28 protein-coding genes are annotated in these 21,418 nt (G+C 45.3%); 21 read left to right on the top strand and 7 right to left on the bottom strand.

The window, feature by feature from the left end; genetic code table 11:
* Positions 1-75 precede the first annotated feature (75 nt).
* The 8 genes from ACFQZE_RS23345 (at position 76) to ACFQZE_RS23310 (ending at position 5,685) form a co-directional block, all read left to right on the top strand.
* Entirely contained in the window at positions 76-666 is a 591-nt protein-coding gene (locus ACFQZE_RS23345; protein WP_379361662.1) for a TetR/AcrR family transcriptional regulator, read from the top strand.
* 137 nt (positions 667-803) lie between these two features.
* Entirely contained in the window at positions 804-1,154 is a 351-nt protein-coding gene (locus ACFQZE_RS23340) for a DMT family transporter (protein WP_379361660.1), read from the top strand.
* Positions 1,154-1,468, top strand: a complete 315-nt coding sequence (locus ACFQZE_RS23335; protein WP_379361658.1) for a DMT family transporter — start codon at positions 1,154-1,156, stop codon at positions 1,466-1,468. Before ACFQZE_RS23340 ends, ACFQZE_RS23335 begins: the two co-directional genes overlap by 1 nt.
* Positions 1,469-1,605: 137 nt before the next feature.
* Complete coding sequence (locus ACFQZE_RS23330; protein WP_379361656.1) at positions 1,606-2,982, top strand: FAD-binding oxidoreductase; 1,377 nt, start codon at positions 1,606-1,608, stop codon at positions 2,980-2,982.
* A 150-nt stretch (positions 2,983-3,132) separates the two neighbouring features.
* Positions 3,133-3,636 (top strand): DinB family protein, encoded by a 504-nt coding sequence (locus tag ACFQZE_RS23325; RefSeq protein WP_379361654.1) that lies wholly within the window; start codon positions 3,133-3,135, stop codon positions 3,634-3,636.
* Positions 3,637-3,979: 343 nt separating this feature from the next.
* Complete coding sequence (locus ACFQZE_RS23320) at positions 3,980-4,465, top strand: cysteine hydrolase family protein (protein WP_379361652.1); 486 nt, start codon at positions 3,980-3,982, stop codon at positions 4,463-4,465.
* 99 nt (positions 4,466-4,564) lie between these two features.
* Complete coding sequence (locus ACFQZE_RS23315; RefSeq protein ID WP_379361650.1) at positions 4,565-4,984, top strand: Rrf2 family transcriptional regulator; 420 nt, start codon at positions 4,565-4,567, stop codon at positions 4,982-4,984.
* A gap of 116 nt (positions 4,985-5,100) precedes the next feature.
* Complete coding sequence (locus tag ACFQZE_RS23310) at positions 5,101-5,685, top strand: NAD(P)H-dependent oxidoreductase (protein ID WP_379361647.1); 585 nt, start codon at positions 5,101-5,103, stop codon at positions 5,683-5,685.
* 92 nt (positions 5,686-5,777) lie between these two features.
* Here ACFQZE_RS23310 and ACFQZE_RS23305 read toward each other — a convergent pair whose 3' ends face one another.
* Together ACFQZE_RS23305 and ACFQZE_RS23300 are read right to left on the bottom strand one after the other, a co-directional pair.
* Positions 5,778-6,185, bottom strand: coding sequence for a hypothetical protein (locus ACFQZE_RS23305; protein WP_379361645.1), 408 nt, complete (start codon positions 6,183-6,185; stop codon positions 5,778-5,780).
* 25 nt (positions 6,186-6,210) lie between these two features.
* Complete coding sequence (locus ACFQZE_RS23300; RefSeq protein WP_379361643.1) at positions 6,211-6,726, bottom strand: hypothetical protein; 516 nt, start codon at positions 6,724-6,726, stop codon at positions 6,211-6,213.
* A 203-nt stretch (positions 6,727-6,929) separates the two neighbouring features.
* Between ACFQZE_RS23300 and ACFQZE_RS23295 the strand changes: the two genes are divergently transcribed.
* From ACFQZE_RS23295 to ACFQZE_RS23285, 3 genes are all read left to right on the top strand, one after another.
* A complete protein-coding gene (locus tag ACFQZE_RS23295) occupies positions 6,930-7,619 on the top strand; it encodes a response regulator (protein ID WP_379361641.1) in 690 nt (229 codons plus the stop codon).
* On the top strand, positions 7,616-8,944 hold the full coding sequence (locus ACFQZE_RS23290) for a sensor histidine kinase (protein ID WP_379361639.1): 1,329 nt from the start codon (positions 7,616-7,618) through the stop codon (positions 8,942-8,944). Before ACFQZE_RS23295 ends, ACFQZE_RS23290 begins: the two co-directional genes overlap by 4 nt.
* Before the next feature lie 657 nt (positions 8,945-9,601).
* Complete coding sequence (locus ACFQZE_RS23285) at positions 9,602-10,051, top strand: hypothetical protein (RefSeq protein ID WP_379361637.1); 450 nt, start codon at positions 9,602-9,604, stop codon at positions 10,049-10,051.
* Positions 10,052-10,204: 153 nt separating this feature from the next.
* Here ACFQZE_RS23285 and ACFQZE_RS23280 read toward each other — a convergent pair whose 3' ends face one another.
* On the bottom strand, positions 10,205-10,960 hold the full coding sequence (locus ACFQZE_RS23280; protein WP_379361635.1) for an SDR family NAD(P)-dependent oxidoreductase: 756 nt from the start codon (positions 10,958-10,960) through the stop codon (positions 10,205-10,207).
* 147 nt (positions 10,961-11,107) lie between these two features.
* Here ACFQZE_RS23280 and ACFQZE_RS23275 point away from each other — a divergent pair, with 147 nt between their 5' ends.
* The 7 genes from ACFQZE_RS23275 (at position 11,108) to ACFQZE_RS23245 (ending at position 16,637) form a co-directional block, all read left to right on the top strand.
* The gene (locus ACFQZE_RS23275) at positions 11,108-12,385 is read left to right on the top strand and encodes a helix-turn-helix domain-containing protein (protein WP_379361634.1); all 1,278 of its coding nucleotides are present in this window, start codon (positions 11,108-11,110) and stop codon (positions 12,383-12,385) included.
* Between the two features lie 66 nt (positions 12,386-12,451).
* Positions 12,452-12,877, top strand: a complete 426-nt coding sequence (locus tag ACFQZE_RS23270; protein WP_379361633.1) for a MarR family winged helix-turn-helix transcriptional regulator — start codon at positions 12,452-12,454, stop codon at positions 12,875-12,877.
* Positions 12,878-13,036: 159 nt separating this feature from the next.
* Complete coding sequence (locus ACFQZE_RS23265; RefSeq protein WP_379361631.1) at positions 13,037-13,813, top strand: SDR family NAD(P)-dependent oxidoreductase; 777 nt, start codon at positions 13,037-13,039, stop codon at positions 13,811-13,813.
* An 18-nt stretch (positions 13,814-13,831) separates the two neighbouring features.
* Positions 13,832-14,251 (top strand): hypothetical protein, encoded by a 420-nt coding sequence (locus ACFQZE_RS23260; RefSeq protein ID WP_379361629.1) that lies wholly within the window; start codon positions 13,832-13,834, stop codon positions 14,249-14,251.
* Positions 14,252-14,453: 202 nt separating this feature from the next.
* Entirely contained in the window at positions 14,454-15,635 is a 1,182-nt protein-coding gene (locus ACFQZE_RS23255) for a serine hydrolase domain-containing protein (RefSeq protein WP_379361627.1), read from the top strand.
* 64 nt (positions 15,636-15,699) lie between these two features.
* Complete coding sequence (locus ACFQZE_RS23250; protein WP_379361625.1) at positions 15,700-16,200, top strand: LytTR family DNA-binding domain-containing protein; 501 nt, start codon at positions 15,700-15,702, stop codon at positions 16,198-16,200.
* Between the two features lie 11 nt (positions 16,201-16,211).
* Complete coding sequence (locus ACFQZE_RS23245; RefSeq protein ID WP_379361623.1) at positions 16,212-16,637, top strand: hypothetical protein; 426 nt, start codon at positions 16,212-16,214, stop codon at positions 16,635-16,637.
* Between the two features lie 80 nt (positions 16,638-16,717).
* Here the strand turns inward: ACFQZE_RS23245 and ACFQZE_RS23240 are convergent, their stop codons facing one another.
* Positions 16,718-17,260, bottom strand: coding sequence for a hypothetical protein (locus ACFQZE_RS23240; protein ID WP_379361621.1), 543 nt, complete (start codon positions 17,258-17,260; stop codon positions 16,718-16,720).
* Positions 17,261-17,589: 329 nt separating this feature from the next.
* Between ACFQZE_RS23240 and ACFQZE_RS23235 the strand changes: the two genes are divergently transcribed.
* Positions 17,590-18,141: a GNAT family N-acetyltransferase gene (locus tag ACFQZE_RS23235; protein ID WP_379361619.1), complete on the top strand. Its 552-nt coding sequence runs from the start codon at positions 17,590-17,592 to the stop codon at positions 18,139-18,141.
* 159 nt (positions 18,142-18,300) lie between these two features.
* On the opposite strand, the gene ACFQZE_RS23230 is transcribed toward ACFQZE_RS23235, so the two are convergent.
* Positions 18,301-18,699: a hypothetical protein gene (locus ACFQZE_RS23230; protein WP_379361617.1), complete on the bottom strand. Its 399-nt coding sequence runs from the start codon at positions 18,697-18,699 to the stop codon at positions 18,301-18,303.
* Between the two features lie 241 nt (positions 18,700-18,940).
* On the opposite strand from ACFQZE_RS23230, the gene ACFQZE_RS23225 reads away from it, so the two are divergent.
* Together ACFQZE_RS23225 and ACFQZE_RS23220 are read left to right on the top strand one after the other, a co-directional pair.
* Positions 18,941-19,267, top strand: coding sequence for a hypothetical protein (locus ACFQZE_RS23225; RefSeq protein ID WP_379361615.1), 327 nt, complete (start codon positions 18,941-18,943; stop codon positions 19,265-19,267).
* A 40-nt stretch (positions 19,268-19,307) separates the two neighbouring features.
* The gene (locus ACFQZE_RS23220) at positions 19,308-19,745 is read left to right on the top strand and encodes a GNAT family protein (RefSeq protein WP_379361613.1); all 438 of its coding nucleotides are present in this window, start codon (positions 19,308-19,310) and stop codon (positions 19,743-19,745) included.
* Positions 19,746-19,782: 37 nt separating this feature from the next.
* On the opposite strand, the gene ACFQZE_RS23215 is transcribed toward ACFQZE_RS23220, so the two are convergent.
* Positions 19,783-20,523, bottom strand: a complete 741-nt coding sequence (locus tag ACFQZE_RS23215; RefSeq protein WP_379361611.1) for a YggS family pyridoxal phosphate-dependent enzyme — start codon at positions 20,521-20,523, stop codon at positions 19,783-19,785.
* 46 nt (positions 20,524-20,569) lie between these two features.
* Positions 20,570-21,292, bottom strand: a complete 723-nt coding sequence (locus ACFQZE_RS23210) for a glutamine amidotransferase-related protein (protein WP_379361609.1) — start codon at positions 21,290-21,292, stop codon at positions 20,570-20,572.
* Positions 21,293-21,418 lie beyond the last annotated feature (126 nt).

The raw sequence follows: 21,418 nt of genomic DNA, 5'->3' as shown, positions 1-21,418 counted from the left end.
ATTGACTTTATTATGAAAATGAAATAAAATGAATGACAGTCAGTCATGATTCACGGGAGAAAGAGAGGAAACGGCATGGCAAACCTTTCTGATGGTAAATATAAAAAGATTTTAGAAGCCGCAATTGAGGTTATCCCCGAAAAAGGTCTCGAAAAAACGTCGGTCTCAGATATTGTAAAAAAAGCGGGCGTTGCGCAAGGAACGTTTTATTTATATTTCCCCTCCAAAAACGCTTTAATTCCGGCCATCGCCGATCATTTTCTCAACACGACCTTAGCGGCTACCAAAGAAAAAACGCAAGGGGAAAACAGCTTTTGGACGATCCTCACCATTATGATTAATGAAACGTTTATTCTGACCGATTCCAATAAGGATATTCTTGTCCTTTGTTATTCTGGTCTTGCCTTCGAACATTCGATGGAAAAATGGGAGGCCATCTATTCGCCTTATTATGAATGGCTTGAAGATGTGCTTACAAAAGCGGCTCAGAACCAAGAAATTATTAGCGACATTAATGTGAAATGGACCGCCAAGCTGCTAATCAACCTCATTGAAAACGCAGCAGAACGTTTTTATATTGGCCGTGAACAGGATGTAAATCTCGATATTTTTAAGGCGGAAGTTTTTCAATTTATAAAAAGATCGTTATTTACAGAAAAAAACTGACAGGGGGGACGCATATTTTTTTTGATGATTAATGACTGACAGTCATTCATAACTAAAGGGGCTGAATATTGCAACTTAAGCAGCAAAAAATAAGAAGACAATTTGACAACCACGAAATACAAAAGGAGTTAGGAATTATGAATAAAGGATGGACTTATGTTCTGTTAACCTGTTTGTTTGAACTGTTTTGGGTTTATGGATTTAGTGTGGCAGCGGCACCTTGGCACTGGGGCATTATATTAGTCATTATTATGACCGATTTTTATTTTCTGTCCAAAGCGTGTGAAACATTGCCTACGGGCACTGTCTATGCCATTTTTGCGGCGGCGGGTACGGTGGGTACAGCTTTGATGGACATTTTTATATTTGGCGGTGAGTTTAACGTTGCAAAAGGCATCTTTATGGGCCTTCTCGTGGTCGGCGTCATTACGCTCAAGATGGCAGACAACAAAAGCGATGCTGAACCAAGGAAAGGAGCTGCTTCATAATGGGTTGGTTATTTGTATTTTTGGCGGCGACATGCGAACTGTTTGGCGTTATTGGCCTAAAAAAGTTTAGTCAGCAAAAAACGTTTAAGAACACGGCACTTTTTTTCGGAGGATTCGGGGCCTCGTTTGCCTTTCTCTATTCCGCGCTCAACTATCTTCAGCTTAGTGTCGCTTATGCGGTATGGGTTGGGGTGGGCACGGCCGGTGCGGTTCTGGTCAATATGATTTTTTTCAACGAATCCAAAAGCATCGGGCGTATTCTCAGTCTTATCATTATTGTGATAGGTGTAACTGGACTGAAGGCTGTATCTTAACGGTATAAAATAATGCTGAAGCTTTCTGCTGTTAGGGGAGCTTCTTTTTATTTTCAAGGCGAATGCCGTTGCCGGGTCAAGTGTCCATACATAGGAATAAGCAGATGCTTACTCTAGTGACGGGATGGTGAAAGTCAGTGGCACCAAAGAAAGCGCAGAGCCGGAGAAAGAAGGGGACTAGGTTGACCGGGAGGATCGTCGTGCCGGGAGACAAGACATACAATAGAGCCAGAATGGAGTTCAACAGGCGGTTTTCCAAGTTTCCCCGGGCTATCGTTTTTTGCAGACGAACGCAGGATGTCATTAACGCCGTTAAATGGGCGCGCGAGCGGGGGGTGCGGTTTAGAGCGCGCAGCGGGCGGCACAGCTATGAGGGATTTTCGTCCGTGAATGGCGGAATTATTATTGATGTGAGTGAGATGAACCGGGTGAAAGTAGACCGCAAAAATAAGGTGGCCTATGTGCAGACGGGAAATCCGCTTGCCCGCGTGTATAAGAAGCTTTGGGATAAACGGGTGGCGCTTCCGGCCGGAACGGCTCCCGATGTCGGCGTAGCGGGGCTTGCTTTGGGAGGCGGAATTGGTCTTCTGTCACGCAAATATGGACTTACTTTAGATAACTTGAAAGCAGTCAAAACGGTTGTCGCTTCGGGACGATATGGGGCGAAGGCGATAACCGCGAGCAAAAAAACTAATTCCGACCTGCTCTGGGCGTCAAAAGGCGGTGGAGGAGGCAACTTTGGCATTGCGACAGAGTTTACTTTTCGGGTGCACCCTATTAAGTCGGTTTCGATCTACAGCATTACGTGGAAATGGCGCGATTTGGAGAAGGTCCTTCCTGCGTGGCAGCGATGGGCTCCTTCGGTTACGAATCGCCTCACCTCCACGATTGAGGTAGCTGCGAAGCAGGTCGGAACGATCGTCTCCACGGGACAATTGCTGGGCGGCGCAAAAGAACTGCGGCAACTCATCCGCCCGTTGCTTCAAACGGGGGTTCCGGTGAAGGTCATGGTGCGGACGGTGCCATTTATAAAAGCCACGCAATTTTTTGCCGCAACCGATTTGAACTTGGAGCCTAAGTTTAAAATTACAGGAGCTTACGGATACAAGCCTTTGCCTCGCGAAGGGGTGAAAGTCATCCGAGACTTTTTGTCCAAAGCTCCGAACAAGCACTCTTCCGTATGGAGCCAAAGCTTGGGGGGCGCAGGGAGCGCGGTGAGCCGGGTATCCGCGACGGCTACAGCTTATCCGCATCGAAAGGCAGAGACGATTTATGAGCTGTCGGCGCGTTGGCGTAACAACAAGGAGCAGCAGCGGAATATCGAATGGGTGAAGGGGTTCCGCAAAGCGCTGCGTCCTTTTGTATTTGGGGATTATGTGAATTTTCCCGATTTGCAAATCAAAAACTGGCCCAAGGCTTATTACGGAGTGAACTTCGCCCGATTGAAGCGGGTAAAAAAGAAATATGACCCTCATAATGTGTTCCGGTTCGCTCAGAGCATTCCGGTGAAATAGTGAGGATTAGGCTGCTCGATAAGAGCGGCTTTTTTATTTGTTAAGCTGAACGTATTCTTGCCATTCTTGCTGTCTAATTTCTTCGAAATCGGTTGTGGTAAAATAAGGATGGAGAGATGGACGATTAATTATGGAGAGGGTTGATATTGTTTGGTGAATGTATTGAAGCAGCAATATGAATACATTAGAATAACCAGGCAAAGCTTGTTTTCTTTATTGGAAAATATTCCGTTGGATAAGCTGCACACGGCTCTGCCGGATTTCGGGTCTGGAAGCATTGTAAAAACCCATATTCATGTTGCAGATTGCTACAGGTTCTGGCTGGGTTCGTATGCTTTCAATCAGAAGCGGGCTGACTTCTCGTTCGCTACGGTAAACGAGATTGAACATGCGGATGTGAATTGGATTCGCGACAGGTTTCAACTGGCTGATGAGGCGGCATACCGGTTTTTGGAAGATTTCGACTCACGTTGGTTCGAACCTGTGTCCAATCATGTAAAATGGCAGGAGGAGCCGTGGAGCACCACTCCGCTTTGGCTATTCACCCATACGGTGACACATGAATTTCATCATAAAGGACAGATCGTATCGATGGCTAGGCAACTGGGTTACCCTCCGCCATTGGCTACAGGAAATTTAACCTTTAACATTTAGTAATAAGTGAGAGAAATTATCGGAGTATACTTTTTAGAGTAAAGCCTAAATAAAAACCGCTTCTTTGAAGAACATATGAGGATGTCACGGTAGGAAAAAGGTATGACGAAAGGGGATACGACGCGAGCTCAGACTGCGACTGTGCTTATCCCAACTTTGCAAGCACTTGGTTTGATGAAGTAGGCTTCTTTAACGGATCGATAGATTAAGTTGATGGGAAATACACATGGGTCATATCTTAGGAATGGCCCTATTTGAATTGCAAATAGGTTTCACATTTAATCAATTGTTGACTAATGTTACAATAGTAAAATATGCCGATTAGGCGGAATGGGGAGAAAAGATGAAAATTGCTTTTTTGATCATTGATTTGCAATCCGTATATGTAACAAATAAAGTGTCTCAAACTGAGATTGATCAAGCTTGCGAAGTCATTAACTATGTTTCGGATTTGCTCCGCTCTAAGGAGCATCTCGTCATTCATGTTCAAGATGTGGATGGCAGAGACGGAACGAACAGAGAGCAGTATGAGTTTATTTCAGAGGTGAATATAAGCGGGAAAGACTTGACCGTGGAGAAGGTGCATAGCAACGCATTTTGGCAAACCGATTTGGAACAAATATTACGCGGCGAAGCTGTAGATTTGGTCGTCCTATCGGGCTTTGCCGCAGAACATTGCGTACTGTTTACTTACAACGGGGCGAGAGAGCGCGGCTTCCAAACCGTTATTTTGCAGCGGGGCGTCCTTGCGGAGAATGCGGACTCATTGATCTCGATGAGTAGGGATAGAAATTTAATTTCCTATCCGGTCATAAAAGGCTTGGTATAATGCATTTGACAGACTTTTTTAATGAAAAGAAATGAAGCATTGACTTCGTTGAATGTAACTGTTATAGTTACATTCAACGAATAGGAGGAGGAAAGTCCAATGATCAGCAGCCGCTTCTCCGTTGCCATTCATATTTTGGCTCTGGTTGATGTGAACGACGGCAATGTAACCTCAGAATTTATAGCGGGCAGTGTCAATACGAATGCGGCCGTCATACGCCGAATTATGGGGATGCTGAGCAAAGCTAATCTGATTTCCTCCAGACCGGGAGTCGTAGGTATTAAGCTGCTTAAGCCGCTTCACGACATTACCTTCCTTGATGTTTATAACGCAGTCGAGCCGCCAGAGAAAAAAGAGTTGTTTGCCGTTCACCAGGAAACAAATATAAAATGTCTGGTAGGCAGAAACATTCAGTCGGCATTGGAAGTGCCGCTGCTGAAAGCGCAGAGCTACATGGAAGAGGTATTGGCCACGACAACCGTTCAGCAAATTGTAGAAGATATTAAGAGTAAAAATTAAATTTTTTTCGTATTAAATGTAATGTTATTAGTTACATTACATTATTCTAAAGAATACCGTTTGCCATTTGGCAAATGATATCTAAATAAACTATTCCATTTAGGAGGCTATTCCCTATGAACCATCTTATTGTTTATGCTCATCCGCATGAAGGAAGCTTTAATCAAGCTATTTTGGACACCACTGTTCGTGCGTTACAGTCCAATGGGCATCAAGTTGATGTACGCGATCTTTACAAACTGAAGTTTAACCCGATTTTGTCAGCTGAAGATACCGCATCTATGAGAGCTGGAAACATCCCTGCCGATATTAAAGCGGAACAGGATTTTGTTTCCCAGGCTGACTTTATTACGTTCATTTATCCCATTTGGTGGGCAGGACTTCCGGCTATTATTAAAGGGTATGCAGACCGTGTCTTTTCCTATGGTTTTGCTTATCAATTCAACGATCAAGGCGAGTTGGAGCAATTGCTTGCGGGTAAAAAAGGAGCCATCATCAATACCTTCGGGACGCCGGAACACATTTATGAAGCAACCGGGATGAACCGCTCGATCAAACAAACTTCTCAAGCTGGTATTTTCGAATTTTGCGGAATTGAGACCGTGAAGTTATTCCACTTTGGCGGAGTGACAACAGTAGCGACCGACGAAACTCGCAAAGAGATGCTGGTACAAGTGGAAGAGGCGTTTAAATCGTTTTAAGTAAATACAATAGGGTGCAAAGAAGCCTTCGGCATTATCGAACTTGCCGAAGGCTTCTTTTTCGTATTTTTTCCGGGTACACCAAGTTAATCTTATCGGCGTAGTAAATTAGCTAGCCCCCCAGCAATAAAACCCCATAACGCATTCACAACAAGAACGCTAACGATAGCAAACGGATTTTTTAAAGGACCTTGCAGCTCGCCCGTTAAAATAGGAGACAAAGTGCCGCTTAGTATAGTAGCAAACACGGCATAGCTGATGCCAGCGCCAACGAGAACGATTACCGGATATGCGGTTTTTTTCATTAGCACGATGACAATCCAAGCAACCGTAATTAGGGCAGTGATCAAAATGCTGCCGAGCTGTTGGCCGATGAGGTCCATGAGTCCAGTTATTTTTAAAATAGGCCGTAAAAGCGCCAGCGCGCCTAGTCCGCATATGAGCAGCAGGTTTTGTTTTAAAATAGCTGACAGCTTCATCTGGTTAGTGTTTTTAGTCATAGTTCATTCCACTCTTTTCATAATGTTAGGGGGTTCGTTTTTTCACGATTTTCCCAAATGGCTTAAGGTAAGTAATAAACACCATAAAGAAAAGGCAAAACACATTGAAGCTAGACGTTACGACGATCGACAGCCATTTCTGTTGAAAGCTCTCGTTTTCCAAAGCGAAATAACCTGCATGGTGAATAAAGTCCGCAAGCGAAGCTGTCCATTTGTTTAAAAAGAAAATTCCGATGAGAATTGTCGCCACGGTAAGAACCAATTTAATCGCCACCCAATAATGTTTGAACAGCCCCCATTGTGTCCAGACCGACAGCAGTACACCGGTTAACAAAGTAACTAATGCCGGGTATTTCAGCAAACTCTCGTCGATGATTTCCATGCTGAAAATGGTATAAGTAAGCTGCTCATTATGGGTGCCAAATTGCAAATGAAGAGCCAATATCAACATTCCTAAAGTTCCGCCGATCCAGGCTGAGGCGGCAATAACGTGGATGGCGACCAGCAGGCTCTTTTTTTTCTGGCTTAAGCGATAGGCCATATCCATAGTTCCTCCCTTACATAGCTGTCGAAATCGAAATCCATACAGCAGCGCTGCTAGAGTATCGTATTCGCTAACGCCACTGTATCAAACAAATGTTGTGATCTTGTGACGAGGGTATGCGGTTGTTGTGATCTTTCCTCGGATAGCAAGAGATTCGGTTATAATACGGGGAGAAGCATAGGGATAAGGAGGCTGGGCGTGTGGTGGAAACCATTTTGCTTGTGGACGACGAGGAAAAAGTGCTCGAATTTATGAGTTCATTTTTGATAAAAGAAGGGTTTGAAATCGTAACGGCCCGATCAGGCACAGAAGCGCTGATCAAGGCGGAAGAGGCGAAACCTTCGTTAGTTGTGCTGGACTGGATGATGCCTGGCATGAACGGGCTTGATGTATGCCGCGAATTGCGGGGCAAAAGCCGGATCGGCATTATTATGGTAACGGCCAAATCGGATGAAACGGACAAGATTATCGGCCTAGAAGTAGGGGCAGACGATTATTTGGTCAAACCGTTTTCGCTTCGGGAGCTGCTCGCTCGCATTCGTTCGGTGTTGCGGAGAGTTAGAGGAGCTTCCGTCGATGAAGAAGAACAACTGCTTAGAGGCGACCTCACGATATCCAGCTCGCAATACCGCGTATGGAAGCGGGGAGTGGAAATTGGCATGACGCCAACCGAATTCAAGCTATTGCTCACCCTCGCTGTTAAGCCTGGTATTGTATACAGTCGTCTTCAGCTGTTGAAAGCTGCACTGGACGACGATTTGATCAATGTGGAACGAACGGTGGATGCGCATATTAGTCGACTGCGGAAAAAAATCGAAGACGATATGTTAAATCCGATCTACATCCAGACGGTGTACGGATTTGGATATCGGTTTGGCGGCAAGCTATGAAATTTCATCTTAAGCTTTTTATAACGATGGCTTTGACGATTGTAACGATTGGCATCGTTTTTATCGCGCTTACCCGTGTAGTCGTCACCAAAGCGATTGAGTCGGTTATTCATGAGACAAGAGGCAAAGAAATGGAGATGCTTGATGAGAAGCTCTCGAACTACTATGTACAAAATAGTGGCTCGTGGAAAAGGATAGAAGAGGTTGATCTGCTGGTAGGCATCGCTCAGGACGAGCCTGCAGTTCTAATTAAGAACAGCGTTGAAGAAGTCATCACTATTCAAGGGGATGTTTTTGAAAAAATGATTACCCGCCTCGGGGTCAAGCAGGAGGTAGTCATTCAAGGTCAGCGGGCGGGGTGGATCTACTATTACGACCCGGAGGTTGCCTTTTCCAATAAACTGATGCTCGGTATTCCAATAGCCGTTACTTTTGTTTTAACGGGGAGCGGTCTGCTGCTTACCCTCATTTCTTTATTTATTGCTTACTTGCTGTCGCGTTGGCTGGCCTCGCCGCTAAAGGCTTTGCTGCCGCTTATTGAGCGGATAGGTGCGGGGGAGCTGGGGGCTCAGGCGCAAGTTCATGTTAAGGATGAATATGGAAAAATAGCCGATGCGCTCAACGGAATGTCATCCAAGCTGGAACATGCGGAGAAACAGCGACGGAATTTGACAGCGGATATCGCTCATGAGCTCCGGACACCGCTTACGATTATCGGCGGCAAGCTGGATGAGCTGCAGCATCATGGTCAGCCCGTTCCGCCGGAAACGTTGCTGCCGCTGCAGGATGAGCTTATTCGGCTAAATCGGCTCGTTGAAGATGTGGGCACTTTATCGCTGGCGGAAGCAGGCAAGTTAACTTTGCAAAAGTCTGAAACGGATATGGCGGAGCTTGCGCGCCGGATACTGCTCGTCGTAGAGCCTCTAGCGGAAGAGAAGGAGATTGCGCTTCAACTGGAGGTTTCGACCGAAAGGACATCGTTACCTGCAGACTCCAATCGAATCAAACAGGTTCTAATTAATTTGCTAACGAATGCCATTCGCTATACGCCGCATCGAGGCATGATAACAGTCCGGTTAAGAGAGGAAAGGAAACAATGGCTGACTATTGAGGTTGAAGATACGGGAATTGGCATTGCGCTCGAACATCTGCCCTATTTATTTGATCGGTTTTACCGAACCGATGAAGCCCGTACAAGAGAAAGCGGAGGTACAGGCTTAGGGCTGGCGATTGCGAAACAATTTGTTGTGGCTCATCTAGGAACGATTGAAGCGGAAAGCGAGCTGAATCAAGGAACACGTTTTATTGTTCGGCTGCCATATTGAATAAAAGACTCAGGTGAAGATGCTGGGAGGTTTACCGAATCGATGTTAAAGCTGCTATCGGGAGTACGAGCTTAATTGCCGTTCTCTAGAGAAGCAGCTTTTTTTGGCTTATTAGAGCGATTATGGAATCAGCATGCTTTCATTAAGAAGGTACTATAATTTTTGGTACTTATGTGATGCAACATTTTAAGATATGTTCTATTTATGACAAAGGCGGCGCAGACTTCAAATGCTTTTTGAACTTCTTAAGGAAGCCCCGTTGTTTCTTTTCTTCTACTCGCGTTCGCATATAACTCATAAGCAGGCGATATCGCTGCTCGTCATTGTGGCTGAGTTTATGGATTTCGTTAAGAACATTCCGATGCATCGTGTTCCCATTCCCCTCATAGCAAATGTCATTTGCTTACATTGTATCCGACAGAACTTGACAAATTCTGAACAAAATTATTTAAATTTGAAAAATGAGCAAACGGCAAGCGGCCGCAGATAATAGAAGGCATGGCACCAATCAAATTCATGCAGGATGCTGCGGAGTAAGCGAATAGCTTGGAGCAGAGTGGAGGAGGTGGTGTGGACTAATCATCAAACTAAGAAGGGTGGCTTGAACTCATGCACTGACGCTTTACCGACGCGGAACAAAAGGTTATCCCAATCTAAATGAAAAAGGTGATTGAAATGAGGAAAGCTGCGAAAAAAATGGTTTTTGTTTTGATGGCAACGATCGTATTTCTATTCTCTTTCGGTGGAGCCGCTTCAGCCTATAGTGGCTATGTGCAACAAGAAATAGATTTAGGTTATGTGGATGCCGGTTCCGCTGGCTTTGATATATCGGTATCAGGATATGTTACATTTCCTTCTGTATCTGGAGGGCAGTCTACTATTACAGCTAAGCTGCTCTATTTGCTCCCGAACGGTACATGGCTTACTCTTCAAGGGAAACAATACACAAAGGATGCTAATGGCACGCCTCAATATTTTCATTTTTATGACTTGCGAGAAACTGGATATCAGCCGACAGCCAAGCGAGGCACTTATAAATTAGTCATTTTGACGGGCACCTCCTCTGCAACTATCAGCAACTTGAATTACAATATTACGGCCTATTAGGTTTAAAATCTAGAATAAATGAAAGGGATCCATAATGGATCCCTTATGTCCAGTCTATATGCTGACACCTGACACCTCCAACAAAATCCCTTTTATTACGATCAGGGAGATATTGTTGGAGGTGTTTTATTCGTTTAACTTTGGAATATAGGCTTAAAGAGTCAATCCGCCGTCCACAAGCACCATGGAGCCTGTCATGTAGCTGGCGCGGTCGGAAGCGAGGAAAGCGACAACTTCCGCAAGCTCTTCCGGCTGTGCGTAACGGCCCATACGCATGTTCGGAATTTCTTCCGGCACGTAGCCGCCCGACATAAAGGATTCTTCTACGCTTTTGGTTAGCGCTGTTGCGACTCCGCCCGGACAAATACCGTTGACGCGAATGCCTTTTTTCACATATTCCATAGCCGCGCCTTTTGTTAAGCCGACTACCGCGTGCTTGCTGGCAGAATAAGCAGTTGCGCTATGCTCGCTTTTCACTCCGGCAGTAGAGGCAGTATTAATAATAACGCCGCTTTCTTGTTCTTCCATCACTTTTAATACATATTTCATCCCGAGAAACACGCCACGTACGTTGACGCCCATCATCCGGTCGAATTCATCTTCGCCTACATCTGCGAGCTTGGCAAACTTTTGGACAATACCAGCATTGTTGAAAAAGATATCGATTCGGCCATAAGCATCTTTCGCCGTTTTTACATAACGCTGAACATCTTCGCTGTTGGATACATCCGCCTGTACAAAAATAGCTTCGCCGCCCTGCTCCTCAATAAGCCGGACAGTCTCTTTGCCGGTGTCCTCATTGAAATCAACGACGACAATTTTAGCGCCTTGGCTTGCCATCTTTAAGCTGCTTGCACGGCCAATACCGCTTCCTCCGCCGGTTACAACTGCGATTTTATCGTTCAACATATGGGTTAGCCCCTTTCAAAAGTGTGGTGGGAACTTCAGCTACATTCTCAGTTTAATACGCTTACCATTTCATAAATTGTATTTACCCACGATTTGTAGTATTTTTTTATCAACCTTTTATCCCCGATAATACTTGCGGAGGTTGTTATGAATAAACTTTCTGAACTGACCGAATTTGGACGCTTATTGCATGATGCGCTTGGCCTGCCAATTTTTATTATAAATCCGGGTCGGACGATCGAATCGGAATTTGCGGACCGCTCGCTTCGGATGAATCCGTATTTTTCCGCGATTCGCGATCAGCTCGCAGGTTATTCTTATGCGATCTATACGGGGGATCAGCCGGTCCATTTCACCCGTTCGAGGCTGCATTATTTTTTTGTGAATGTCATCGACGACGGCCGTTTTGAAGGGACGCTTGCAGCAGGCCCGTTCGTGAGCGAGAGGCCGCAGGACGAAGGATGGAAGGAGACGGTGGACAAGCTTCATGCGGGCAATCGGCTGCAGTTTCTGGACCTATATGAAAAGGTGGCTTTGGTGTCTTCCGAGCGAGCGGTTGCGATTAGCCGAATGGTTTATTATGCGATTAGCCGCCGGACGGTCGATTTGGAGGCGGAGCTTTTGGCGGAAGAAGCGCCCATGCCGGAGACGGCACAGGAGAAGCAGCAATCGGAGACGGAGTTGTCCCGTGGGCGCCGGAGCGGGATGCTGCACGCTAATTTGTCTATGGAGCGGGTTATGCTGCATTATGTTCGTTCAGGCGAAAAAGAGCGAATACGCTCTTTCGTTATGGAATCCATCATCGGAGAGGATGAGCTGGGCATACTCGCCAAGCGGAGCCGCCTGCGCAGCGAAAAAAACCTGATGATTACGGGAATTGCTCTTGTGTGCCGTGCAGCGATAGAAGGGGGCATGCACGAGGAGGATGCGTTTACGCTCAACGACTTTTATATTCAGCAATTGGAAGAAAAGGATTCTTTGCAAGGGATCAATTCGGTCATAACGGAAGCGATGTTTGATTTCGTCGACCGGGTAGCCGACATTCGTCGCGGCCATTATTCGCCCGCCGTTCAGGATTGCTTGCATGAAATTGCGAACGGCCTGTACGGTGAAATTACGCTCGATCAGTTGGCGAAACGGGTTAATTTCAGCCCCAATTATTTATCAAGCCTGTTTAAAAAAGAAGTCGGTCTCACGATTTCCGAATATATTCAGCAAAAACGGATAGAAGAAGCGAAAAAGCTGCTCACGATGACGGGTTATCCCATTACCGACATTGCCGCCTGGCTTAGCTTTCACGACCAAAGTTATTTTAACAAAGTGTTTAAGAAGTGGACGGGGATGACGCCGAAGGCCTATCGGCAGTCGGAATGGCGTCCGGGGCGGAAGGATACGGAGATTAGCGGACAGCAGTCTGTTGACTAAATGGTAATAAATGCATATAATTAGCATGCTAGTAAAATTATGAATACGATGAACGGAGCACGCAGGATGTCACAATCGGTCCTATATCTTAAACGAACCTATATCATTATGAGAAAAGAGCTCGATGTCAGGCTGAACCGGTTCAATTTGACAACTTCGCAATTCGAGGTAATGGGTTATTTATATAAGTCCGACGGGATGGAGCAACAGAAGCTTCAGCACAATAGCGGTGTGACGTCCGCGACGTTAACTGGCATTTTGGATAAGCTTGAAGTGAGAACCTATATCTCAAGAATACCGAGCGAGTCCGATGGCAGAGCGAACAGGGTCGTGCTGACGGCGGAAGGACGCGATATTTTTGTCCAGCTGATCGATCTTATTCATGATTTTGAAAATGAAATGCTTCGCGGATTTTCTCAGCCGGAACGGGATTTGCTGGGGCAATGGCTGCAGCGAGTAGCTAAAAATCTCGGCGATACGGAATATTATTGAGTCCGTCAAGGACTGAATATGGAGTTGTTTAAAAGCACTTGATCTATCATTAATTACTAGGATGCTAATTTTTTTTGAAAGGAGGATGATATGGAGTTAGTAAGGATTTAGGGTTGTAGATTGCCATTTAGCTAGCATCCTAATTAAAGGAGTGAGGTTATGAGAATTTTAGTGACAGGCGGAACGAGCGGAATTGGATATGGGATAGCGCGGCTCGCTGCGGAACGAGGCTGGGAAGTCATATTGGTCGGACGTGACGTATTGCGGGGGGCTCGAATTGCAGAGGAGCTGGGAGGGCAATTTATTCAAGCTGATTTGTCTGTCATGTCGGAAGTGCGCAGGATCGCAGAAGGCGTAGCTCAGCCGATAGATGCTCTTGCGATGTGTGCCGGAGGAGTTTCGTTGAGCTCATCCGTTCGCTTCACTGGCGAAGGACACGAAACGGTATTTGCCACAAATTATTTAAGCAAGTTCCTCCTATCCCAATTGCTGTTGCAACAAAACAAAATCGCTCCCGGAGGCTGCATCGTAATGGTTGGAGGCAACGGCAATTATAAAAAAGCACCTACTGCATGGACTCAGCCGCAAGCAGGGCTGAAAGCCGCTTTTCAGGCTGCACTGGCCGTCGATCTTTATGCAAGCGAGTTGGCTGTCCGCAATCCCGATATTCGTGTGCATACCTGTTATCCGGGAGTAGTGCGGACAAATCTTTTGCGCAATGCGCCGCTCCCCTTTCGGATCGTAACTTGGCTGATGGGCAGCTCTGTGTCCAAAGGAAGTATGCATGTCATGCGGCTATTTTTGGAAAAGCGTACGGAAGTGCACTGGAACAAAAATTTGCCAATGCAGTTCAACCCGCCGCTGCTTGGAGGGCAAGAGCGGGAAAAACTGTTGGCTTACAGCCAGCAGATGGCTTCGCTTAAACATGAATTGTAACAGAGGGGAGAGGAAGAGATGCGATATCGGGCAGGTTGGCTGCAAGAGAAATTGTTACTTGCTTTAACTCATTTTGAACCGGTTGTAACTGCCGAAGATTTTAGCAATATAGCCACGGATACAAAAACAGCTTTGCGGGAGGTGACGGGACCCTTTCATCTCCTCATCGACAATCGGATCATTAAGGAGACCAGCATCGCCTCTCTAGATACGATGCTTGAGTCTTTGCCTTTGCTCCGGCATCCGCAGTTGCGCTGGATTATTGTTGTGCTGCCTGCGGCCATTAAAGAAAATGCGGCGGGCATGGACATTCAGCGACAGGGATTAATCCGATTAAAGCATGTGGACCGTTTGTCCGCGGCATTTTCTTTTCTTGCCAGTGAGGACAGCCGCTTGAAAGGGAAGCTCGATTATGCTGCTTTCTTCGAGAATAGTTAACGATAATGATAAAAAGGCGGTGCAGAGATCGTTACTCTGGCACCGTCTTTTTATGCCTACTAAAGAGAACGTACCAAAAGATAAAGCTTCAAAAAGCCATCTTAACGTCGAATTTTGGCCGCTTAACCCAAAAGCGTTTCAAAATGTGATGTCTCCGATTAGATTAATGGATGAAAAGAACATAAGACGAGAGGTGGCTCATATGAAAGCGGCAATTGGAATCTCGGTTGGTGTATTTATTTTAGTTGTAATCGGAGTCGGTTTATTGGCGTATCTAAATAGGCCGATAACCAAAGAGGCAGTAAATAAAAAAATTGAAAAACGCTTAACAAAAATCTTAGAGAAAAACGATTCGTTATCTAGCGTATTATTAACGATTCATTCTGGGGAGTCAGGTTATTTCGCACAATTTGCGGCAGGCACCAAAAATCATCTATCGAATCAGCCAGCTAAGGTCGACAGCCAATATCATTCCGCCAGCGTCGGTAAAACGATGTGTGCGGCACTGGTTGGGATGTTAGTGGACGAAGGCAAAATCGGTTATGACGATAAAATTAATACGTGGCTTGAGGACGATATTTTAAAAGGATTATTTGTGCTAGGCGGTAAAGATTACAGCGACGGGGTCACCGTACAACAATTGCTAAACCATACGTCAGGGGTGGGCGACTATTTTGAAGGCCCGGTTAAAAACGGGCAGACGATGCTGGAGCTGATTACATCCAATCCTGATCTTTCATTTACTCCACAATCGTTACTTGCGTTTACTAGAGAAAATCAGGAGGCTGTTGGACGGCCGGGGCAACAATTTTATTATTCGGATACGGGATATATTTTGTTAGGGCTTATTTTGGAGGCGATAGAGGGCAAGCGTTATTCGGACATCCTTGAAGAGAAGCTGTTTGAGCCGCTTGGCATGCAAGACAGCTATCTGATGTTTTATAACGATAGCCAGGCTGATATATTGGGGGTCTATGTAAACGGCGTCGACTTCAGCGACAAAAAAGCGTTGTCGGTTGACTGGGCGGGCGGCGGTGTGGTGACCACTATGAACGATATTCTGACGTTTATGAGAGCTTTAGAAGCTGGGAAGATATTGTCGGATGAAGCTTATAAACAAATGACCGACTTTACGCAGCGCTATGATAAAGGCATTTATTACGGAATGGGCATGATGTATTTTGATTTTAGCGAAATTTCCTTCCTATTGGGCTCGATGACAGATGTTTATGGCGCAACGGGAGCTACAGGGACATACGCACTATATGATAAAAAGAAGGACACCTTTTATATCGCCAATTTTGGGTCGCTTGGCTTTGCGGAAGAAGGGATAAAACAATTAGTTCAAATCAAAATGATTTATGATAGGATGAAAGTGGAATAAATATTTTCTGTCATGAGGAGACATGATGGTTCAATTATTGTGTTCAATAAAAGTTTATGAAAAATTGAAACAAGAATTATCCAAATACCAAATTGAAATTAATCAAGACAGCGATTTGGCGCTGGTGGAAAAAGGGTACGACCTTCCAGGGGATAAGCTTTGTATCGTATTCGATGCCATCGATTACATGGATGTGGTCAAGCTGTTGGTCTCCGGCGTTCGGGAAGACATGCATTTCGTGAATACTCTTACAGGCTTAAACAATAATAAATTTGTGGTCATCGAACCGAAGGATATTTTATATATAGAAGCCGGTTCTGATGGCATGATGGCTTATACCCGGTCAAATCGGTATAGCGTCAAAGAAACGTTGCAATATTATGAGAACATATGGAGCGCAAAAGGATTTATTAGAATCAATAAATCACAGCTCGTGAACTTGCTGCACGTCAAAGAGATCATTCCTTGGTTCAACTCCAGGTATGTGCTCAGAATGGACAACAGCGTCGAACTTGAAGTTTCCAAAATGTTCTCAAAAAAGCTTAGAAACACTCTTAAAATATAGGAGATCCATTTATGGAGAAAATTAATTTAGAAAGTGTTGTAAAGTCCTTTTTTCTAGGTCTCCTTATCGGTGTTGTTTTACAGGTTTATGATGAAGCAGATGTACAGTTATCGTACAAAGTATTATCGGTATTAGCTAGCGGAAGCATAGGCTTTATTATTGGTTTGGTTACAGAATGGCTGACATCTAAACTTCCCGTTAGCCTAGCGAAAGTGCGAACTTATTTTTTTATTAACAACTTAATTGCATTAATGGTTGCTGCATTCATTATGGCACTTCTCATCATGATTTCTGGAAGCGATATGGAAACAGAAGGGGGATTTACATCCCTATTTTTAATCGTCCTTGGGATGATCTGCTTAGCCAATCTATTTGATTATATGATGTATAGGCGCGCTCAACATAAACTGGAGTCATTTAAGTCATCGATTAAATAAAAGTTGAACAGTATGAAAGAAGGTGTCCCGCAGCTATTAATAGCTTGCGGGACACCTTTTTTTCGGAGAGGGCTGCTCCATTACTTCTTCTTTTTGGCAGTGGAAAACTGAATGATCGTGCCGCTGATTTCATTTTTTAACACAGTTCTGAACACAAAAGCGGCGACATTGTTGTAGTTGCTGTAATAGTCGGATATATCGTCGTTGAAAAATTGCACGACTTCCGCTTTGAAAATAGGATAAACGAACACGTTGTCAAAAATATCTCTAGCTTTTGTGGTCTTGTACAGTCGGTTTGTTTTAAAAGCGATCTGGTAAAGCTTTACGATTTCAAACGGTGTAAGGACGCCAATAAAAGGTAGAACCAATTGACCTTTGTACAGTACGCGCACTTCGATGTTAAAGTTTCCGATCGACAAGCTGTTAACGAGCAGCGTAGCGAGCGCCTGGGCTTTTTTCAATCCTTTGACATGCAGAGTAATGATCGTCGGGCCGTTAGGCTCCTGAAAATAAGGACCTACCTTAACTTGATGATCGTCACCAACGGAATACTTCACTTCGTTGTAATACTGCACATCGGGAGGAGAAAGTCCGACACCGCCTCCTAGAACATTTTCGCTCATAGCTCTTCACCTCCCGTCTCTGGTATAGCGCTTTGGAAGAAAGCATGTCCATCTGCACTACTATAGCTTATGAAGTTGCTAGGAAAGAGGAAGAGCTTGTACCTACTTTTGCAAAAAAAGGCTCTAAAGGCGGCATCGCTTTAAGGCTCGTTCGCTGGCACCGCAACTAGCGTATTAAATGGCTATAGTTAATTAATCGATTGACGCCGTATACAATTTCCAATACATTTAGCCTATCTGATTTTAAGGGGCGACTGAATCGAAAGAGAACCTTCGGATAAGACAATGACAAAGAGAACGATTAAAACTAACTTAGAGGTGACATTGTTATGACAACAACAGGCAATCTTTTTTACGGTTCTTCGATTAAGCTCACAGCGCCCCGAGCGGAAGATGTTAAAGCAATGGCGAGATGGGGAGAGGATTCCGACTATTTGCGCAATGTGGACACGGATATCGCACTGCCTCCGTCGGAGAAGCAATTGGAATCCGAAGGAGCTCCAAATGCAAATGAAGTCTATTTCAGACTGAGAAAAATAAGCGATGACGAACTAATCGGATTTATTTGCATTCATAGCATTGAATGGAACAATGGGGGAGGAAGGCTCGCTATCGGGATCGGGGAGGCCGGCAATCGGAATAAGGGATACGGTACAGAAGCGTTAAACCTTATTCTTCGTTACGCTTTTCACGAACTGAACTTGCACCGGGTTGGACTCGACGTGATTGAATATAATGCCAAAGGAATTCGCGCCTACGAAAAGGCGGGCTTTCAGGTTGAAGGCCGAATAAGAGAATCGGTTTGGCGGGACGGAAAACGGGTGGACCGTATCGTAATGGGGATTTTGCGATCGGAATGGGAAGACAAGCTTAACGGTTGATGATCACGAAGACAGCTATAGACCAAAAAACAGGAATGGCGATGCAGAGTTTCCTCTACATCGCCATTCCTTTGCTTTTTTTAATCATGCGGGCGATTTCATTAAGCAAGCAAACCTACTTTTGAGACAGCCCCTCACTTTATTTAAAAAGTTTCATTTTTAATAATTTACATTGGTAGTGCCGCTCCAAGATCCATAGTCCGGACTCGAAATATAATGTGACCCAGTTGCATAAGTAGCGTTCGCGTGAGGAGCGGATGCAGTCACATAAGTATTATTGGAGTCGCTGTTGTAAGCATCGACGTAGCCGGAGGTGCCTCCAGGCTGATTGTAATAGATGCGAAGGGTAACCTCATGATAAGCGTATTGGTAGTACTGATTGCCTGTAGAAGCGCTGGCGGTATCGTAGTGATTGCCGTTAGTGGCAGTGATGGAGCCAAAAACTCTTAATTGCCCGCTCGGGCCGCCGCTGGTAAATCCGGTAATGACGGTGTTGGCTAGCGCGCTTGAGGCAAACAGTGAGGATAAAACAAGAAGAGACAATAGTTTCTTTTTCATAATTTCATCCTTTCCCATAAGGTGATATGAGCTTGTCCCTATCTTACTTTGAAAATGAAATATTTGGAAGTTTCTATAGAACGATTTTTATGGCCTGCCCAATCGAAAATTCGGAATATATGTCGAGGAAGATCGAGCGTTTCCTTCACCAATTGTTCAAAGTATCTGGCTCTAGCGGGGCATGACTATTCTTTTATTTCCATTTAAAATAAAGGATAGGATGAGGAAAGGACGATTGCTTATGACTAAACGAACAAAATGGTGGTTGAGCGGCGGGATCATTATTTTCATTATCCTTGTCGTATCGGTACCATTGCCCACTCAGCCGCCGGGAGATACAAGAATGATTCTTGACCATACTCTGCTGGTATACGCGGCCCCGCCTTGTTTTAATGAAGCAGACTTGACTAACAATTTGGCAGAAACGACATGGGATCTTGCGAAGCAAAAAGGTTACGAACCGGAATCCGCTTGTACCGCTGAGAAAATGAAGCCAGTTTCACGCACACTGTGGAACATAGGGATGAATTGGCTCGGCTTGTCGGCGTCCCCTTGGGCGTGGCAATAACCGCGACGCTTAAGGATGCTCATGGAGGAGACTAACCGTTATGGAGGAGAAGGAGAGAGGGATTCATTTTCGAAGACTGACGTTAGACGACATGAATCTTATGTACAAATGGCTTACGACCGATGCAGAGGTGAAAGGATCGTGGGGCTATGCGCATCAAGGAACCTTTGAGGAAACGGTCAGCGAGTTTGTGGGATGCGTCAACGGAGACGATCCGACGGAGCCCTATTTGATCTTAAATGGCGATACCCCGATCGGTTACATTCAAACGTTCAGATGGAGCGACTATCCGGGCTATGAGCAATATGTAGATTTGAACGGTGAAGGATATTCCCGGCGAACCCGGGCCAGTCTGTTTCCTGAGGATCGACAGGGAAGAGGCTCTGCGCAAGCGAGAGGAAGCGTGACTTTGTTAGCCAACTCGAAGTTAACTTGCGGTTCTACATTGAATAAAAAAGGGCTGCTCTATCGGTCGTAAAATACGGCGACGAGAGGGCCCTATTGGCTTCTGATTTCTACTCCACAATCTTTTTTTCATTCCAATAGTATTCATCCGGCAAATAGCGAGGGCCAAAGATGTTTGTCCCCACTCGTATGAGGGTGGCACCTTCTTCAATAGCGATTTGAAAATCGCCGGACATTCCCATGGAGAGAATGTCGATCTGCACGTTTGGAATGGAGGACTCCCGTAGTTGCTCCTGAATTTGGCGCAGCAAGCGGAAACAGTTTCTGGTTTCCTCGTTCGACGCATTCAGTTTGCCGATGGTCATTAAGCCCTTTATGCGGAGTGTTTCAAATTGCGATAACTGCTCTACGAGCGTCAGCGCCTGTTCCGGCGGGATGCCGAACTTGCTTTCCTCGTAAGAGGTGTTCACTTGTACCAAAATATCCATTGTTCTGTTTTCTTTCATTAGCTGATCATGCAGCGCCTGTCCAAGCTTTAAACGATCTACCGAATGGATCATCGTCACATGTTTAACGACGTCTTTTACTTTATTCGTTTGCAGATGGCCGATAAAATGCCAATCGACTCCGCCGTGCTGCTGCATAAGCGGAAATTTGTCCCGCAATTCCTGGGCCTTGTTTTCGCCAAATAAAGTTTCGCCTGCTTGAATGGCCATTTCCAGCTTTTCTAGCGGGACTGTTTTTGTCGCCAGCAGTAAGGTTACGTCTTCGCTTTTGCGTCCCGCCGCCGCGCATGCCAGCTTCATTTGCTGTCTGACTGCTTCCAAATTGGTTTGTACTTGATTTTTCATACGTAACTCCTCTCCGCAAAACCCCGATCACGACTAGCTTATCTCTTTATTTATGGTTCAGATATTGGTTTACAAGCTTGTCTAAAAATAAAAACAAATGATTGTTCATCGTTTGATAATTTTGATCTTTGAGCTGAGCCGAAGTTTGCACAAACCTGCGGTCTCTATGCTGTTCCAATTCCGCCGCTGACGCTGCAAGGAGAAGCTGGACAGACTGGGGAGTAAACTCCAGATGGCACTGAAACCCGTACACCAGACTGCCGTATTCTACGATTTGTCGCGGACAGGCTTCATTATGAGCAATGATTTTGCTGTCCTTTGTTAGTCCAGGCATGTCATGGTGCCAATGGCCCGTACTGATCGTTTCGCCAAAGTGTGCGAATAAGGGATGCTCACTGCCCGCTTGGGTAAAAGAAATAGGGAAGCAGCCCAATTCGATTTCCGGGCTATGCTCCTGACGGGCACCCAAAGCGGCCCCGATGAGCTGCGCTCCGAGGCAAACGCCTACGACGGCTTTTCCTGCTCTTATACAGGAGCGTATCAATTCCATTTCTGCCGCCGCGTCAAAATGGGCGCATTCCTCTCTTGTTGTATCTGGACTTTGCGGGCCGCCCATCACAATCAAAAGGTCAATTTCACTTTGGGACAAGGGGAGCTTCTCTCCGGTATAAACTCTTGAATAGCCGGTACGATAACCTCGCTCTTCAGCCCACAACTGAAAGGCGCCAGGGGCTTCAAACTGTTCGTGGATGACAAAGTGAACGTTCATTTTCTCACGTCCTCATCTTTATTTCTCCCTATAATAGCGATCGCGTCGCAGCAGTTCAATTTCATATTTTGACTGATCATGATAGGTTTTTCCTATGGATAGGTTGAAATGATAAGTCAGGACTAT

The sequence above is a fragment of the Paenibacillus sp. GCM10027627 genome, from assembly GCF_042675505.1.
Classification (GTDB): domain Bacteria; phylum Bacillota; class Bacilli; order Paenibacillales; family Paenibacillaceae; genus Pristimantibacillus.
This window is presented reverse-complemented; position numbering and strand designations above follow the sequence as displayed.